10 protein-coding genes and 1 pseudogene are annotated in these 15774 nt (G+C 68.2%); 3 read left to right on the forward strand and 8 right to left on the reverse strand.

The window, feature by feature from the left end:
* Positions 1 to 372 precede the first annotated feature (372 nt).
* The 6 genes from ASF98_RS04265 to ASF98_RS04290 are packed head-to-tail and all read right to left on the reverse strand — an operon-like array spanning position 373 to position 10276.
* The gene (locus tag ASF98_RS04265) at positions 373 to 1368 is read right to left on the reverse strand and encodes a phosphotransferase enzyme family protein (RefSeq protein WP_055797943.1); all 996 of its coding nucleotides are present in this window, start codon (positions 1366 to 1368) and stop codon (positions 373 to 375) included.
* Complete coding sequence (locus ASF98_RS04270; protein WP_055797945.1) at positions 1365 to 2399, reverse strand: phosphotransferase; 1035 nt, start codon at positions 2397 to 2399, stop codon at positions 1365 to 1367. Before ASF98_RS04270 ends, ASF98_RS04265 begins: the two co-directional genes overlap by 4 nt.
* The gene (locus tag ASF98_RS04275) at positions 2396 to 3607 is read right to left on the reverse strand and encodes a phosphotransferase (RefSeq protein WP_055797948.1); all 1212 of its coding nucleotides are present in this window, start codon (positions 3605 to 3607) and stop codon (positions 2396 to 2398) included. The genes ASF98_RS04270 and ASF98_RS04275 overlap by 4 nt, the downstream gene beginning before the upstream one ends.
* The gene (locus ASF98_RS04280; RefSeq protein ID WP_055797951.1) at positions 3604 to 5562 is read right to left on the reverse strand and encodes an ABC transporter ATP-binding protein; all 1959 of its coding nucleotides are present in this window, start codon (positions 5560 to 5562) and stop codon (positions 3604 to 3606) included. The genes ASF98_RS04275 and ASF98_RS04280 overlap by 4 nt, the downstream gene beginning before the upstream one ends.
* Entirely contained in the window at positions 5559 to 6602 is a 1044-nt protein-coding gene (locus tag ASF98_RS04285; RefSeq protein WP_055797954.1) for a phosphotransferase, read from the reverse strand. The genes ASF98_RS04280 and ASF98_RS04285 overlap by 4 nt, the downstream gene beginning before the upstream one ends.
* Entirely contained in the window at positions 6599 to 10276 is a 3678-nt protein-coding gene (locus ASF98_RS04290; protein ID WP_082506704.1) for a glycogen/starch synthase, read from the reverse strand. The genes ASF98_RS04285 and ASF98_RS04290 overlap by 4 nt, the downstream gene beginning before the upstream one ends.
* A 425-nt stretch (positions 10277 to 10701) precedes the next feature.
* Here ASF98_RS04290 and ASF98_RS04295 point away from each other — a divergent pair, with 425 nt between their 5' ends.
* Complete coding sequence (locus tag ASF98_RS04295; protein ID WP_055798187.1) at positions 10702 to 11793, forward strand: type I restriction endonuclease; 1092 nt, start codon at positions 10702 to 10704, stop codon at positions 11791 to 11793.
* 289 nt (positions 11794 to 12082) lie between these two features.
* A complete protein-coding gene (locus tag ASF98_RS04300) occupies positions 12083 to 12931 on the forward strand; it encodes an HAD-IIB family hydrolase (RefSeq protein ID WP_055797960.1) in 849 nt (282 codons plus the stop codon).
* A gap of 48 nt (positions 12932 to 12979) precedes the next feature.
* Here the strand turns inward: ASF98_RS04300 and ASF98_RS04305 are convergent, their stop codons facing one another.
* Entirely contained in the window at positions 12980 to 13762 is a 783-nt protein-coding gene (locus ASF98_RS04305; RefSeq protein WP_055797963.1) for a GOLPH3/VPS74 family protein, read from the reverse strand.
* A gap of 150 nt (positions 13763 to 13912) precedes the next feature.
* Between ASF98_RS04305 and ASF98_RS04310 the strand changes: the two genes are divergently transcribed.
* Positions 13913 to 14173, forward strand: coding sequence for a hypothetical protein (locus ASF98_RS04310; protein WP_055798191.1), 261 nt, complete (start codon positions 13913 to 13915; stop codon positions 14171 to 14173).
* Between the two features lie 94 nt (positions 14174 to 14267).
* Here the strand turns inward: ASF98_RS04310 and ASF98_RS04315 are convergent.
* Positions 14268 to 15741: pseudogene (locus tag ASF98_RS04315) on the reverse strand (DUF222 domain-containing protein).
* Between the last annotated feature and the right edge of the window lie 33 nt (positions 15742 to 15774).

Consider the following 15774-nt stretch of genomic DNA (forward strand, 5'->3'; position numbering starts at 1 on the left):
GCGGGACCTCCCGCCGTCGTCCGCTGGCGTTGTGCGCAGCCTTGTAACACGGGCGAAACGGCACGGATCGGCAGCGGAAACGTCCGGATCGTAGGCTAGCTCCAACGTCCTGTTATGGGAAACATTTTTGGCTCGGATCTGGGACGACCATTGAGCGGAAATGGGGGATGATCCGTGAAATCACGTTCCGGAAACGTCCAACAGTCGGCCGAATCACGCTCCCAGGATGCCGATCCTCCTGATGACTACACGTTCGTCGGCCCCTATGACACCCAGTGCGACCGGCTTCAGTGCTTCTGCCACCAGCCGGAATAGCCGGACCCTGTTCCGGGACGTTCGACCCTACGGCTGCATCGCCCGTTTCTTGCGGTCTCACGCAAGGACCGCGCGGCAGGCCGCCGCGAGTGCGTCCTGGTGCTCGTCCAGCCAGGCGAGCCGGTGGTCTTCCAAACGTATTTTGGCGTGGTCGTTCTCGGACAGGGTTTCGCCGCCCAGGACACGGCTGCGCCGGCCCAGGCCACGCTTCAGCCGCTTGGCCTCCAGCAGCAGCGGCAGCGCCTCGACCTCGGCCGCCGTGGGCCGCGCATCCCTGCCGTAGGCCGCGAGCAGTTCGGTGACCCGGCTCAGGTCGAGGGCCACCTTGTGGTCGGCCTCCCCGAGACGGGTGTACACCTTGCCGACGTCGTGAACGGCCACCGCGAGATCGAGGACCCGCACGTCCGGGTGTGCGCTGTCGAAGTCCAGGACCCCCACCACCTGGTCGCCGGCGAACACCAGGCTGCCGCGCCTGGCCCCGCCGTGCACCACCACCCGGGGAAGCTCCGGCAGCAGGCCGGTCAGTTTGTTGAGTACGTGCACGGTCCGGGCACGCAGTGCCGGCTCCACATCCTGTTCACCGGCCCGGCTCCGCAGCTCGCTGAGGACAGCCGGTTCGGCAGCCACCGCTGGCAGGTCGGCGACGACGGCGTGGTACCGGGCGAGCGTCCGGCCCAGCGCCCGCACGTGCTCGGGTGAGTCGTCGTCGAAGGGCGTCCCCTCGACGCCGCGGGTGGCGATCCACAACCGGCCGAAGAGCTCGATGTAGTCGGCGCCGGTGCGGGCGGGAACCACCTCCGGGGCAGGGAACCCCCTGTCCCGGAGCAGCCGCATCAGGCGCAACTGGCCGGTGAGCTCATCACGCGTCTTGGCCCGGTAGGAGCGGCGCAGGTAGTGGACACCGTCCGCAGCGGCGACGCGCAGGTGCTCGTTCTTGCCCCCCGGAAGAGGGCTGACCGAGATCCACCCACCCAGGGGCCACAATCCCTCGAGCTCGGCCACAGGCAGCGCCTGCCCGGCACGGTCCAGCACGCTGCCCTCCGTCGGCGTCATGCTCCCGCCCGTCCCTCTGCCACCCGTTCGAACTCATTCACGTAGAGGCGGTACTGAGTGTCGTCGCGGTCGCGCCAGTCCGCATCCCCGGTCTTGATCTCGCGGTTGAGGCTGTGGAAGATGTAGCGCGCCCAGTGGAAGCGCAGGTTGACCAGCCGGTCGCCGTGCGTGGCCTCCCGGTAGGCAGCGAGGAACGCAGCGCATGGCTCGTCGGCCCTGCTGATGTCACCGGTGGCCGAGTACACGCCCTGGCGCATCCTGTGCAGGAACTCCGCCACGTCCCGTGCGGGGTCGGCAGGCGCGCTGCGGTCCAGGTCGATGACCGTCACGACGTCCTCAGTCAGGAAGACGTGGATCGGCCGGAACTGTCCGTGGCTCTGGGCCTGGATGCCGTCCACGGTGTCCCGGGCCAGGCCGTCCACCTGTTCGAGCATGCCCAGGGCCGCGTCGACATAACCGGGGCTGGCGACCGCCACTTTGGCCAGGCGCTTGGCCAAGCTCGTCAGTTCTCCTGTCACCAGAAGGGAATGCGGGGTCCCGATCCGGAGGTCCAGGCTGTGCAGGCGGGCCAACCACGACGCTGCACGGGCGGCGGCCGCTGCGAGGTCGGCGCTGTCCGCGGCGAACAGCGTGGACATCGGCTCACCCGGCGCTCCCCTGCACAGCAGGATCTTCTCATCTCCGTACCAGGCCAGTGGTTCGACGGACTGGTAAGCGGAACCGTGCCCCAGCCCGGCGGTACGCAGGGCCTGCAACTTCGCGTGCACGGCGGGACCGTCTTCGAAGGGGAAGAGCTTGGCGAACACGGGGGCGCCGTCGTCGAGTTCTATCTGCACCGTGGCAGCCCCGGTGCCGTCCAGCTGGATCACGTTCGTTGCCCACGACCCGCCGCCGGCCGCGGAGCCCAGGTGCGGGCGGACATACCGGTCCAGGAATTCCGGGGTGCGGACCCGTTCGGCACGCAGGACCTGCTGCTCCTTCACCTGATGGCTTTGGGCATGGATCTGGGTCCGGGTCTGGGTGGGGTTCATGCTTCCTCCGTAATGGTGAAAGGGTTGTCCATGAGCAGGCGGATGCAGGATGCCTCGCGGTCCATGATTCGCGCGAACTTGACGGCGTCCTGGGGTTGCCGGGGAATCAACGCCTGCTTGGTCAGCAGGTTCTCGCACTTCTTGACCACCACCATCAGCCGCTGGGCCTGGAAGATGTCCGGCATGGCCGACAGGTCCGCCTCTGCGAGCGGGGCATGGCTGCGGTAGTGGTGGAGGAAGGTCCGGCATCGGTCCGGGTCCAGGCCGAACCCGGCGCGGCGGATCGGGCCGTCGAAGCAGAACGACCTCAGGGCATACGCCAGATCCAGGCCCAGCAGCTCCTGCGCGGACCGGTCGAAGTCCAGCACCGCGCTGAGCCGGCCCTCGTCCATGAGAACGGCGGACTGGCCATAGGAACCGTGGATCACCATGGATGTCAGGTCCTTCTGGCGTCCCCCGAGCCCCACGTTCAGCTGCTCCATCCGGTCAGCCAGATAGCGGGCGTCCTCACGTAGTGCCGTACCGGCGTCGGCGTCCAGCAGCGACGCCATGACGTCGACGGCGGCGTATAGCTTCTCCTGCCCCACCTGCCCGAGGGTGGCCAGGCCGGAGGAACGCTCCCTGTATCCCGGCATCGACAGCTCCGACACGATGGCGTGATAGCGCCCGAGTCCCCGGGCCACTTCCGCCAGCTGGGCGGCGTCGCCGGGATCGTACGCGCGGCCGTGCATCAGCCGCGTGACCATGTGCAGGACGCCGTCCACCTGCACCGAGACGGCGCCGTCTCGTGTCCGCTCCACGGGCGGAGCCGGGTAGCCGCGTCCGCGCAGGTGGTCGATGAGGGCGCATTCGAACTCCGCCCCCGCCACGGTCTTCAGGTTGTGCGAGCGGCGGAGCACCACCTCGCCCGCATCCGTGCGGACGAACCAGCTCATGTTCGAGCTGCCGTGGTCGGTGCGGCGCCACGCGCGCCACCGGCCGAGGCCGTAAGCGTCCTCCAGGACCGGGATTAGCGCCGACTCGTCGACCGCAGTCACGGGCAGCCGGCCGCCCTGGCGGGGCACTGAACTGCGCAGCACCAGCAGCCGGTCCGCCGGGTCGGCAGCCGGGGCTGCGGCGTCGGCCATGGCGGCCAGGACGCCGTCGGTGGATCCGGTGGTGATGAACGCGAGGTCGCTCGCTGGTACCCGGACACTGGGCTCGGTCATGGGAGGGCTCCCTTCAAATCGGTGGCGGGTTGGTTGCCGTCTACGTCGAAAGACGAGGCGGCGTGGCGCCCGTAATCGGCGGCGTCGCCGTAAAGGGCGGCCCGGGGGCCGGTGCTCCCCTGGCGGGTGATCCCCTGTAGGAGGCACATCTCCGTGTAGAGGCCGCCCGCAGCGATGAGCCGGCTGTGGGTGCCGCGTTCCACCACGCGCCCCTCCTCGATGACCACAATCTCGTCCGCCGCCATGGCCGCTGCCATCCGGTGCGTGATGATCACGGTGGTCCGGCCGGAGCTGACGTGCCGGAGTGCGCGGAGCACGGCGTGCTCGGAATGCGCGTCCAGGCCCGTCGTCGGCTCGTCGAGTACCAGGACCGGGCAGCCCTGCAGGACCGCGCGCGCCAGTGCCAGCCGCTGTCGCTGCCCGCCGGACAGCGTCGCCCCGCGCTCGGCCAGCACCGTGTTGTAGCCGTCCGGCAGTGCCTGCACGAAGTCGTGTGCCTGGGCCGTGCGGGCGGCGTGCTCCACCTCCTCCGCGGAAGCGTCGGGACGGGCATATGCGATGTTCTCCCGCACGGAGGCACGGAACAGCAGGGCCTCCTGCGTGACCAGTCCGATCTGGGTGTGGAGGCTCTCGCCGGTCAGGTCTCGCAGGTCCTCGTCGTCCAGCAGGACGCGGCCGCTCGTGGGATCCTGCAGCCGGCACAGCAACGCGGCAATCGTCGACTTCCCCGCGCCGGTGGGCCCGACGATCGCGAGGGTGGTGCCCACCGGAACGCTCAGGTCGACGTCCCGCAGGACGGGGCAGTCGGTGCTGTAGGAGAATCCGACGGCGTCAAGGCTCAGTCGCCGCCGTGGCGGGCCGGCCGTGCGGGCATCGGGCTTGTCCTGCACTTCCGGGCGGCGGCCAAGGGTGTCGGCAATGCGTGCCGCGCGGACACCGGCCCGGGTCAGCTGCGCCGGCAGCTTGGACAGCGCCCGGGTGGGGCCGAAGAAGTCGCGAAGGTACGCCGTGAAGATCACCAGGTCGCCCGGTGTGAGGGCACCCGAGAGCACGCGCTGGGCACCCAGCCAGACCAGGCCCGTCGTGGCAATGGCCACCACCGCGTCCACCGCGGCACCGAAAGCGGCACTGGTGCGCGCGGAGCGGAGCACGGCCGCGACCGAGGCGTCGGAACGGCTCCGGAAGCGGCGGGACTCGTGTTCCTCCCGGCCGGTTGCCTTCACCAGCTTGACCGCCACCAGTGATTCCTGCGCCATCGCCGCCAGGTCCCCCTCGATCTCCCGCGAGTTCTCCTCCACGGCCCGGATGCGGGCGCGGAAGCTGGAAACGGTGAGCAGGAGCATGGGCAGCACCAGCAGCAGCGCCAGGCTGAGTTGCCAGTCGAGAATCAGCATCACTCCGGCCATGCCGGCGAGTGTGAGCACGTTCGTGGCGGCGTCCACGAACGTGACGGTAAGCAACGAGCGCACCTTGTCAACGTCGCCGGTGAGGCGTGTGGTGAGTTCACCGGTGGGGGTCCGCTCGTGGTAGCTCAGGGGCAGCCGCTGCAGATGGTCGTAGAGCTTCGTGCGGATAGCGGCGGAGACGCGCTCACCGACGGCGGTCAGTGTGTAGCTGCGTGCGGCGCTGATCAGTGAGTCCAGGAGAGTGATGACGGCGAGCGCGCCGACGATGAGGACGAGGACGCGCTGCACGTCCTGTCCCCCCGGGCCGCCGGCCGGCAGCAGCACTTCGTCGAAGAGGTACTTCAGAGGCCACGGCTTGAGCAGGGCGACGCCGGCGCTGGCTGCGGCCAGCAACCCTGCCAGTACGCAACCCGGCCACTGGGGCCGCAGGAAAGGACCAAAGGTCCGCAGGATCACGCCGGCGCGCATCACCGGCACGGAGGCGCCGCGCTGGCGCCGCCGGCGCTCGGCGCGGTCGGGATATGTGGCCCCGGTACCGGATACCCTCACCGGTATCCTCCCGCTGCCGCGGCCTCCACGGCCGCTTCCCAGGCGTCGAGCCAGTCCGGCACGAACGAGGTGTCCGCCACCGGGCGGACCACCAGGCGGTAGAAGAGCACTTCGGCGAAGGTGCGGGCCACGTAGGCCGGGGTGGAACGGACGGCACCGGCGTCGCCGCTGCAGTCCGAGTAGGCGTCCAGGAACGCCCCCACCCAGGGCAGGGCGGCTGCCAGGTCCCCGTGCCGGGCGGCACCCATGGTCAGGGTCTGCCCGATGAAGTGTCCGAGGTCCCGGGCGGCGGGGGCCCAGGCGGCCCGGTCAAAGTCGATGACCACGAAGCGGTCCGCGTCCAGGTGGATGTTCTTGGGCTGGAAGTCCCCGTGGGTCACCACCCGGGAGCCGACGGAGCCGGCCAAGCCCTCCAGGGTCCCGGCCGTGAGTTCGTCCAGGCGGGCAGCCGACTGCGGCAGCAGCCCGGCCAGCGCCGTACCGTACTCCGCGAGCTTGAGCCGCTCGAAGTCCTCCGCCAGGTCTGGCACCTGCACGCCCCGGATGCCATGCAGGCGCGCGAGCCAGCGCCCGGCCCGCCCGGCCTCGGGCGAGGCTGGCCCCGGGTCGCCGTCCAGAAACGAGTGCAGGGTAGTGGCAGGCGCCTCCTCCTGCGCGAGGAGCTGACGGGCGGGGTCGAAGCCGTACGGCGCGGGAACCCCGAGCTCGGCGCCGTCGAAACCGGCATGGTGCAGGCTGCTCAGCAACCGCCACGCCTGCTCTCCGCCACCCGCGCGGTAGCTCTTGCCGATCACCGCCAGCGGAGACGAAGGGCCGGTCCCGGAGTCGACGGTGACTGTCCATCGGACCACCGGCCGGCTCCGGGACGCATGAACCACCGACCGCGTGAGCACCTGCACCCGGCCCGGCGGCAGGCCATCCAGCGGTGGCGGCGAGACGAGCAGCGACTCGGCTACGGCGAGCCGTTCAGCCCGGCGGGCATCGGAGGCCGTGGCCGCATCGGAGGTCGTGGCCGCGACGGAGGCCGCACGGGTGATCACCTCAGGCCTCCCGCTGTTTTGTGGGCGGCCAGGTGGTGGAGCCGTTCCCGCCCCGCCTCCATCGCCAGCTGCGCCGTGTCGTCGTCGACCTCTCCCACTCCGATGAGGAGGTGGAAGGACCGCGTCTCGGCGCGCACGCGGACGAGTACGCCGTGTCCGGGTTCCGGCCCGGAGGGATCCCGCCAGGCGGTGTCCTCGTCGCCGGCCAGGGCGACCCAGACGTCCGCGCCGCGGTTGCGGGCGCCCCGCCAGCTGCGTCCTCCGCAACGCTGCAGCTCTGCCACCCCGTGGCGGAGCAGCCGGTAGTAGTCCGGCGACAGGCAGGTCTCCACCGTGATACCGGGCGCTGCCGCGGGGAGATCGTAGGCAACCAGCAGTGACGGGCTCACGTCATCGAGGAGGATCCGCTTGCGGAGCCCGTGCAGCGGACTGTCCTCCTGCACGTTGGTCAGTTCAACCTGGACCGCTCCGTCGCCGGCATGGATGGTTACCTCATGGCGGTCGTGGACACCCCCGACGTCGGCGAGCGCACCGGGGTGGTTGGCCGGGACGTCCATGTAGCTGTTCAGCTCCTGTTGCTTGTTCCAGTCGTCGGTAGGGTTCCCGATCACCAGCATGCCGCCGTCCGGGCCGCGGCATGCCAGGTAGACCAGGCGGCCGCCGCACTCCGGGGACAGCACTGCGAACAGGTGCTCGCTCCTGAGGACCAGTTCCTCCGCGCCGTCCTCGTCAAGGTCCACCAGTTCCGCCCCGAGCGCGCGGGCGGGGTTGCCGAACCACCGGGCTGCGGCAGCCAGCACGCCGGCGGCGCGTCCGTGGCTTGCCACGGCCTTGGCCCAGGCGGCCGGCTGCCGCTCCGGGTGGTCCGTGTCGTGCCATGCCGTCTCGTACCCCGAGGCCAGCAGGTGTTTCCAAGCCAGCGCGGTCAGCCGCGGTTCGGCACCCGCGCTCTCAGCGCCGGCCACGGCGCGGCGGGCACGGGCGAGGTGCTGCTGATAGGGGGCCCAGGCCGTGTCCTGGTCCCAGCCCCGGTAGTCCTCTCCCGCGTGCCAGTCCTGGGCCAGCTCCACGAAGGTGCCACGCTCCACGACGCGGACGCCGGGGGTCCGCCGGCGCTGGCGGAGCCATGACGGCAGGTCCACGGGTATCAGGTGGGGCTGGGTGGCCAGCCAGCGCAGGAATTCCTCATAACGCCCCAGGGCGCTGGGGTGCCACGGGCCCACGCCGGCGCTCTTCTCCATGTCGTCCGCGTACACCAGGATGGTGTCGTCGCCCGGAGCCGTGGGGAGTTCGGCCGTGCGGGACAGGCTGCGCCAGTGGCTCCGGTCGTCCGGGGGAAGCCAGTACCGCAGCCGGGTGGACATCGGCACCACCTGAAGGCCGTTGCCGCCGTCGATGCAGTAGGGGCGCAGCGCGTCCGCCGGCGGAGGGCTGTCCTGATCGGCGCCGTCGAAGTCGGCCCTGTCGCTGCTCCCGTGGGATCCGTCGGTGGGATACAGCAGCCGGTCGTCGAGCAGCACGTACCGGTACCCTCCGTTGGGCAGGGTGGGATCGGTCAGCAGTCCGGCCAGGCGGCTGGTGTCCCATACCCGTTCGGGGATCCAGCAGATCTCAAGGTCCTCCGGGGCACACTTCAAGTGCTGCCGGTAGAGCCAGAACAGCTCCTTGAGCTGCCGCCGGTTGTACTCCGGGTCGAAGGCGGTGAGGATGTTTTCGGAGTACGTTCCGCCCACCAGCGAGAGCAGTCCGAGGTCGCGCAGCCGGCGGACCTCAGCCAGGAACCAGGGGTGGTGCCAGGCGGCCGCTTCCACCATGGTTCCGGACAGGTGGAGCGTGACCGGGGTGCGGTATTTCTCGTGCAGCCGCAGCAGCGCCGCGTAGCCGTTCACCAGTGAAGTCAGGCCTTCCCGGTCCTGGTAGCCGTCCGTGACCAGGAACTGGTTGGCGTGGTGGACGATCGCCAGGGGAAGCGGAGCCGGGCGCGGCCGCTGCCGCTGCCGGGGCATCGGGATGCCGGGCGATGCGGTGCCCCGAACGGAGGGGCCCGGAACGACGGCGGAGTTCCGGATGTCGACGGCGTTCCGGACGACGGCGGCGCCGCGCCGCGAGCGCACGGCCTCGTCGTACAGGGCGACGTATTCACGTGCGGGTGCCTGCCAGGAGAAATCCGCCCCCATCGCCCGCGTCTGCAGCCGGCGCCACTCAGGCTTGCGACGATAGACCGCTATGGCGTTGTCGACGGCGGACAGCATCGACGCGACGCGGCGCTGGACGAAGGTGAAGCCCAGCCCTGTGGCAGGGTCCTCGGTGTAATCCTTCACCGTGTCCGCCAGGCCACCGGTCCGGCGGACCACCGGGATAGTGCCGTAACGCAGGGCGATCAGCGGTGTCAGCCCGCAGGGCTCAAAGACGGACGGCGCCAGGAAGAGGTCCGAGCCCGCATAGACCTGACGGGCCAGGGATTCCTGCGAGGTCGGGTGGAACGCCATGTTGCCGGAGAGCCGGCGCGCCGCGGCCTGGAGCTCCCGTTGATATCGGGGCGCCCCCTCGCCCATCACCACCACCTGGGCTCCGCGGGCCACGAACTGGTCCAGGGCCGAGGACAGCAGGCCCACCCCCTTCTGCGACACCAGCCGGGCCACCATGCCGAAGAGCGGCCGGTCCGGCGCGAACTCCAATTGGCTGATGCGCTGTAGGACTTCCTTGTTCGCACGCTTGCCGAGGACGAACGAACCGTTGTAGCGGGTGTCGATCCACGGATCACGTTCCGGGCTGAACTCCTCGTAGTCGACGCCGTTGAGGATGCCCCGTGCGGTGTCCCCGCGGGTGCGCAGCAGCTGGTCCATGCCGGCGCCCTGCGCCGGGGTCAGGATCTCCTGCATGTAGCGGGGGCTGACGGTGTTGACCTGGTCTGCGAAGGTGACGCCCCGCTCGAGCAGGCTTCCTGCCGGCGGTAGTCCGATCAGTTGGTCGGTGGCGGCCCCCACCGGCCCCTGGTAGGCGATGTTGTGGATCGTAAAGACGACGCCGGTGCGGTCCAGCGCGAGCCGGTGGGGTCCTAGCCGGGCTTCCTGGGCCACTAGCCCGCAGTGCCAGTCGTTGCAGTGGATGATGTCGGGGCGCCAGGCGTCCTGCGCCGCGAGCGTCGCTATTGCCTTGGAGAACAGCACGAACGGCATGACGTCGTCGTCCTGGTAGCTGTAGGGGACCTCGCGGTCGAACCACCCCGGAAGGCCGACGGTGAAGACCTCCACGCCCCGGAGCGGCGGCAGCCGCCGGACCACCACACGCTCGGCCACCGGACCTAAGGGGACGTCGAACGTCAGCACAGGGGTCCCGCCGATCCCCCGATAGGCCGGGATCACCAGGCGTACGTCGAAGCCCAGTTCCGCCAGCCTCTTCGGCAGCGCAATACTGACGTCAGCCAGCCCGCCCACCTTGACGAACGGGTAAGCCTCGGCACTGGCGAAAAGGATCCGCTGCGGCCGTTGCGCCGGGATGCTGGAGAGGTCCTCGGCCGGTTCGGCCTGGAATGCCGGTTCGCCGTGGAATACGGGTTCGGCGTGGAGCGGAGAACCGCCGATCCTCCCCAGGGTGGACACCGTCGGGGCAGGGTTCAATGGCGCCCGGCGGACCTGCCAGGGACGGTCCGCGGACGGGCTTTGTCCTTCCATGCCCACCCCCTGTGTTCCCACTTAGGCTTTTCCGGCGCCAGCCGCTTCGTTTCTTCAGCTTGGCCGAGAACCATGAGGCACACATGAAGGGATCATGAAGGAATTTTCATGAAGGCGCTGTCTGTCCAGTTCGGGCGGGATTGCGGGCTAGCAGCCCACTGGACACTCAAGCACACCGGACGACGGCGGGACCTCCCGCCGTCGTCCGTTCCGGTCTGGCGCTGCTCGCTTACAGTGCCGACCGGCCCGCGACGGACGCGCCGGTGGCTCGTTGACGTTGGCGATCCTTCAAGGCCCTAACAAGGACCGGCGCTAGCAATACAAAAGGAGTAAATCAGGACTAGGGGCAGCTAGATTCTGCTAATTCATCAAATTGTCATGGTGCTGCGCTACCGTTGCACCACCATCATTTCTTAGGGGGACAACTGGAGTTCGCAGAAAAGCTTTCAGCATTGGCAGCAAAGGTGCGCCAGCAGCGGGGTGTGATCCAAACGGAAGAAGCAACAAAGAATGCCTTTGTGATGCCCTTCATTTCCACAATTCTTGGCTACGACGTCTTCAATCCCATGGAAGTCGTTCCAGAGTTCATCGCAGATGTCGGACTCAAGAAGGGCGAGAAGATCGACTACGCGATCGTCAAAGACGGCGACGTGCAGATCCTGATCGAGTGCAAGAAATCCACGGAGCCGGTCAAGATCGAGCACGCATCGCAGCTGTTCCGGTACTTTGCCGTCACCAACGCCAGGATCGCAATCCTCACCAACGGCGAGGTGTACCAATTCTTCACTGACCTCGATGCGCCGAACCGCATGGACGCCAAGCCGTTCCTTGTGCTCGATTTGAACGATATCGACGAGTCGCTCATTCCGGAACTGCAGAAACTGTCCAAAGACATCTTTGACCTCGATTCGATCATCAGCGCCGCTGGCGAACTGAAATACATCGGCGAACTCAAAAGGACACTCGCAGCACAGTTCAAGGAACCGGAAGACGAATGGGTCAAGTTCCTCACCGGTCGCGTATATCCGGGCCCTTATACGCAGAAAGTGCGCGAGCAGTTCACCGCCTTGGTAGCTAAAGCGTCCAAGCAGTTCCTGAACGACCAGGTAAATGAGCGTCTTAAGAAAGCCCTCGGCGCCCCGGGCTTCCCCCAGAATGACGACCCTGCTGCCGCCGCCAGTGTCACCAGCGCACCTGTGGCCGAAGCCGACCTGGCCGAGGCGGACGGGCTGGAAACGACGCTCGAGGAAATCGAGGGGTACCAGATTGTCCGGGCCATCGTCTGCAGCGAAGTGAAGCCAGCTCGCGTAGTGCAGAGGGACGCCAAGTCCTATTTTGCGGTGCTTCTGGACGACAACAACCGCAAACCGATCGCGCGCTTGCACTTCAACCGCACCCAGAAGTACATCGGAATTTTCGACGACAACAAGGAAGAGACCCGGGTGCCCATCGGCTCGCTGGAAGAGATCTATGAGCACACCGAGGCCCTGCGTGCGAGCGTCAAGAGCTACCTGTGAGCGCGGCTGCTTCTGACCTCGATCGGCTTCTTGTCGCCATCGCGGCCATGCCGACGCCTGTCCACGCCATTTGGAGCCATGCGAGCACAACGCGGCTGAAGGGCATGCTAAAAATACCCTGAACCCCAGAGCAGGAAGCGGCGGCCGACGGCGGGACTTCCCGCCGTCGACCGTTTCAGTTTGGTGCCGCTCCCCCACAGCGTCGATCACGCGGAATGGTTCGACTAAGTCGATGCAGCAGCCGGCACCGGTTAGGCCGGGATGTTGCGCATGGGTATGATCCCGGAGCATGAGCGCTACGCCGAGCACCGCTGGAACTGTCCGGGCTGTCTTCCTTGACGTGGACGGCACCTACGCGGACTACGGCGTCGTCCCCGAGGGCCATATGCGCGCGGTCCAGGCCGCGCGGAAGGCAGGACACCGGATCTTCCTGTGTACGGGCCGCCCGGTCTCAATGTTGCCCAAAAGCATCCTGGCCGCGGGTTTCGACGGCCTCGTGGCCAGTGCCGGCGCCTACGCCGAGGTGGCCGGGACGGTGCTGATGGACCGGCGCTTCCCGGCGGACCTTGCGGCCAGGACGGTCCGGGCGCTCGACGCGCACGACGCCGTATACATCCTGGAAGCGCAGGAGGCACTGCACGTACCACCCGCTGCACTCGAGCGGTTGCAGGTAATTCTTGACGCCCATTTCGAGCAGGCACCCGGAGGCCCGGTGGGTTCGTCCGATATCCTCCGCGCGGTGCGCTCCACCTCCAATGGTGCCGACGTGCCGTTTTCCAAGGTCTCCGTGTTTGACTCCCCCGTTGCCATGGAGCGACTGGTCGAGGAAATCGGCGGGGCCATTGCAGTGGTCGCGAATTCGGTGGCCGACGAGGGCCGGCACGCTGGGGAACTGTTCCAGCGCGGGATCAGCAAGGCTGATGGCGTCGCGGCCGTCATAGCCCATCTGGGCATCGCGCGCGAAGACACGATAGCGGCGGGCGACGGCGCCAACGACCTGGAGATGATCGCCTTCGCGGGAGTCGGCATCGCCATCGAAGGGTCGCTCCCCGAGCTTGTGGCGCTCGCCGACCTAACGGCCGCTCCTCCCCGGCAGGAAGGGCTCGTTGCCGCCTTCGCGGAGCTCGGCCTCATCTGACCCGGCGCGTATCCGGCTCAACGGCACGAAGAAGCTATGGGGCAAGCGTCACAGGGTTGCAGCCTCTTCCTCTGCCAACCTAATCAGACGAAGTTCGTCCTCCACCGCGCGGGACGGCCAATAGCTCCTCGCCAGCTCACTCGCCCGGCTTCGGTTCGCCTCCGGGAAGAGCTTGCCGAACAGCCCGGCCGCCTGAAGCAGGGCGATCAGCGCTGTGGACCTGGCATCGGGCGCCTGGGCACCAGGCTTCGCGGGAGCCCGCGTCGCGGCATCAGGCGTCTTGGCGTCAGCCGCCTCCGCAGCAATCGTCCCCGCATCAACCGCCTCGGCCTCGGCCTCGGTCACTCGGGATGCAGACGCCTCGGGATCGGACAACGCACTGCTGAGTGTCGCCTGGATCTTTTTCAGGAGCGCCTCCTCCGAAGCATGATCCTTCTCCGGGTACCGCATGGCCCGGAAGCGGCCCAGGTGCTTTTCTCCGACATGTTCCACGATGCCCTGTGCCGCCATCCCCTCATAGACACGCCGCACTTCGGCTCGGCCCTCCAGTATGGCGACCCACGCCTTGGGAGTGTGGGGCCGGGACTTGCCGCGGATGAGTTCCAGTTCGTGCAGGAAGTCGGTCTTGGGAGCGGCGTCGGTAGCCCTGATGTGCTTCCCCTGCAGTTCGATCGCCCCGAGCAGGGCCAGCTCGGCCAGTATTGCCCCTGCCGTAGTGGTTCTGAGGGCGAACACCGGCACTTCAGGTTTGCCGTCTTTGTCGTTTGTGGCCAGAAGCAGGAAGGCCTGGGGAAGGCTCAGTTCCACCGCTTTAGGTGTTTCAGCATCCATAGGATCATGGTGGCCCTGTTGGGCATCCACCACAATGAGGAATTGCTACCGCTTCATTCGACGCCGTGGTACGTTCACGGTGATCAGGATGTCCCATGCGGCCCCTATCCAGCCCGGCTCCTGGCGCAACCCCGGAAAGCGGAGGCAACGATGCCAACTCTAATGGTCTTCCACGAGGTCGACGATGTTGAGCACTGGCTCAGCTCACCAAAGAGAGAAGAAGTATTCGGGCCGCTGGGCATCACCGTTCGAACGTTCATCGACCCGGCCAAGAGCCAGCGTGTAGGCCTGATCGTCCAGGTCCCCGACATGGAAGCATTCCAGCGAATCATGGAGTCCGAAACGGCCGCCGAAGCAATGAAATTCGACGGCGTCCGTCCGGAAACAATCCTGATTCTCGTCGAGCCTTAGGCGGACCGCCCCTGATCAGGATGTCGCCTCCACCGGGCAGCGGGCACTGGCCAACGGGCAGCGGGCAACCGGGAAGGACAGTGACGAGTCGATCCTAGGCCGCGATGAATAGTGCCCAGTCAGGAAAGGGATCCACCGGTAATGGCGGGCCGGTCTCTCCGGGACCGGGGGCGCCGGCAGTTTCGTCGGGCCAATCTGGCGGTTCCCACTGCGGTTCCCACTCGGTGTCGTCGCCCGCGAGGCCGAGGTCGTCCGCGCCGGTAGGCAGCTCCGGCCAGTGTGGTGGTTCCCAGTCCTGGTATTCGCTGGGATAGGAGCGTCCCGCCGGGGAGATCCAGCCGGGTGGCTGGTCCCGGGTGGCGTTAACCGGCGTCCATGCTGTGCCGTGTTTGAGTCGGTGGTGCTTCCGGCAGGGCTGGCCCAGGTTGGTGACCCCGGTGCCGCCACCCTCGGACCAGGCCAGCAGGTGGTCCGCTTCATTGTCCAGGGAATGGTTGCTGCATCCGGGAAACGGGCAGCGGCCATCCCGGAGCCGCAACCATTGGCGCATCGCCTTCGGCACCGGGTAGCTGGTGCGTCCGATCTCCAGCGGCGCCCCGCTGCGCGGATCGGTCAGCACCCGCAGGAACGATCCGGCGCCGTCCCCGACCAGCCGGCGGGCCACGGACGGCGGAATAGGACCGTACCCGTCCAGCATGGCCGGCTCCTCCCCGGTGCCCAGGAGCGAGAGCACCGGAACGGTCACCAACACCTGCGCCCTCGGTGACGGGGTTCCTTCCGCCACCCCCGCGATCAGCCAGTCAGCGGCGACGTCCGCCCGGAGCTGGGTCAGGGTCCGGGATTCGGCGGGCCCCTGGAGCGCGCGGGCCGCTGCCGTGGCACGGGACCAGGCAGCCGTTGCCACCTCCGCCGTCACGTAGGCCGAAAGCCAGGCCATGCCGTCCCGGTCCGGGACAAATTCCAGCCGGCGGTCCGTCACGCCCTTGCGGTGGCGCCCTTCGATGCTGACCGGATGATGCCGTTCACGCCAGCTGCGCGCTTTGGCCCGGAACCTGCCCGGCACGAGCTCCCCCGCCGGGCAGCCACGGGCAGCAAAGGGAGCTTCGGGGTCCAGGAAATGAGCCTCCAGGGCAGCAGCCGCGGCCGGGTCCAGACCGGACGCTTCATCACACATCGCCCGGGCGTGCTGCCACGACACGGTCCCTGACCGGAGCGCAGCGAGCGTCAGCGGCAACCCTGCCGTCAGGGCGGCCGACTCCGCCCAGGAGCGCCGCCGCCGATCGTTCACTCACCGTCAGCACACACGCCACCTCCGCCGTCACCGCCATGTCCCGGGCGGTGCGCCCCTGCGGAGACAGGGCCGGTGCCGCCACCGCAGCGGCCGCGTGCGCGTACCCGGCGGCGAAGTGCACTTTCAGCGCAGCGATCCTGGCGTCCAACCCGGCCACCACGGCCAGGCCGTCCAGGCACGCGTCCGCTTCGTCCCGAAGAAGGTCAGCACCAGCCGGGGCCCCATTCCCGGCCGCACGACCGGCACATCCGGCCAACGCGGCAAGGGACGCCGCCATGGCCTCCAACGTCTCCACAACCGCTTTGCCGTC

It is taken from the genome of Arthrobacter sp. Leaf337 (assembly GCF_001423745.1).
Lineage (GTDB): Bacteria > Actinomycetota > Actinomycetes > Actinomycetales > Micrococcaceae > Arthrobacter.

Coding starts and splice junctions, on each gene's coding strand:
- ASF98_RS04265 (WP_055797943.1), bottom strand. CDS start 1,368: ATGACGCCGACGGAGGGCAGCGTGCTGGACCGTGCCGGGCAGGCGCTG.
- ASF98_RS04270 (WP_055797945.1), bottom strand. CDS start 2,399: ATGAACCCCACCCAGACCCGGACCCAGATCCATGCCCAAAGCCATCAG.
- ASF98_RS04275 (WP_055797948.1), bottom strand. CDS start 3,607: ATGACCGAGCCCAGTGTCCGGGTACCAGCGAGCGACCTCGCGTTCATC.
- ASF98_RS04290 (WP_082506704.1), bottom strand. CDS start 10,276: ATGGAAGGACAAAGCCCGTCCGCGGACCGTCCCTGGCAGGTCCGCCGG.
- ASF98_RS04300 (WP_055797960.1), top strand. CDS start 12,083: ATGAGCGCTACGCCGAGCACCGCTGGAACTGTCCGGGCTGTCTTCCTT.
- ASF98_RS04305 (WP_055797963.1), bottom strand. CDS start 13,762: ATGGATGCTGAAACACCTAAAGCGGTGGAACTGAGCCTTCCCCAGGCC.
- ASF98_RS04310 (WP_055798191.1), top strand. CDS start 13,913: ATGCCAACTCTAATGGTCTTCCACGAGGTCGACGATGTTGAGCACTGG.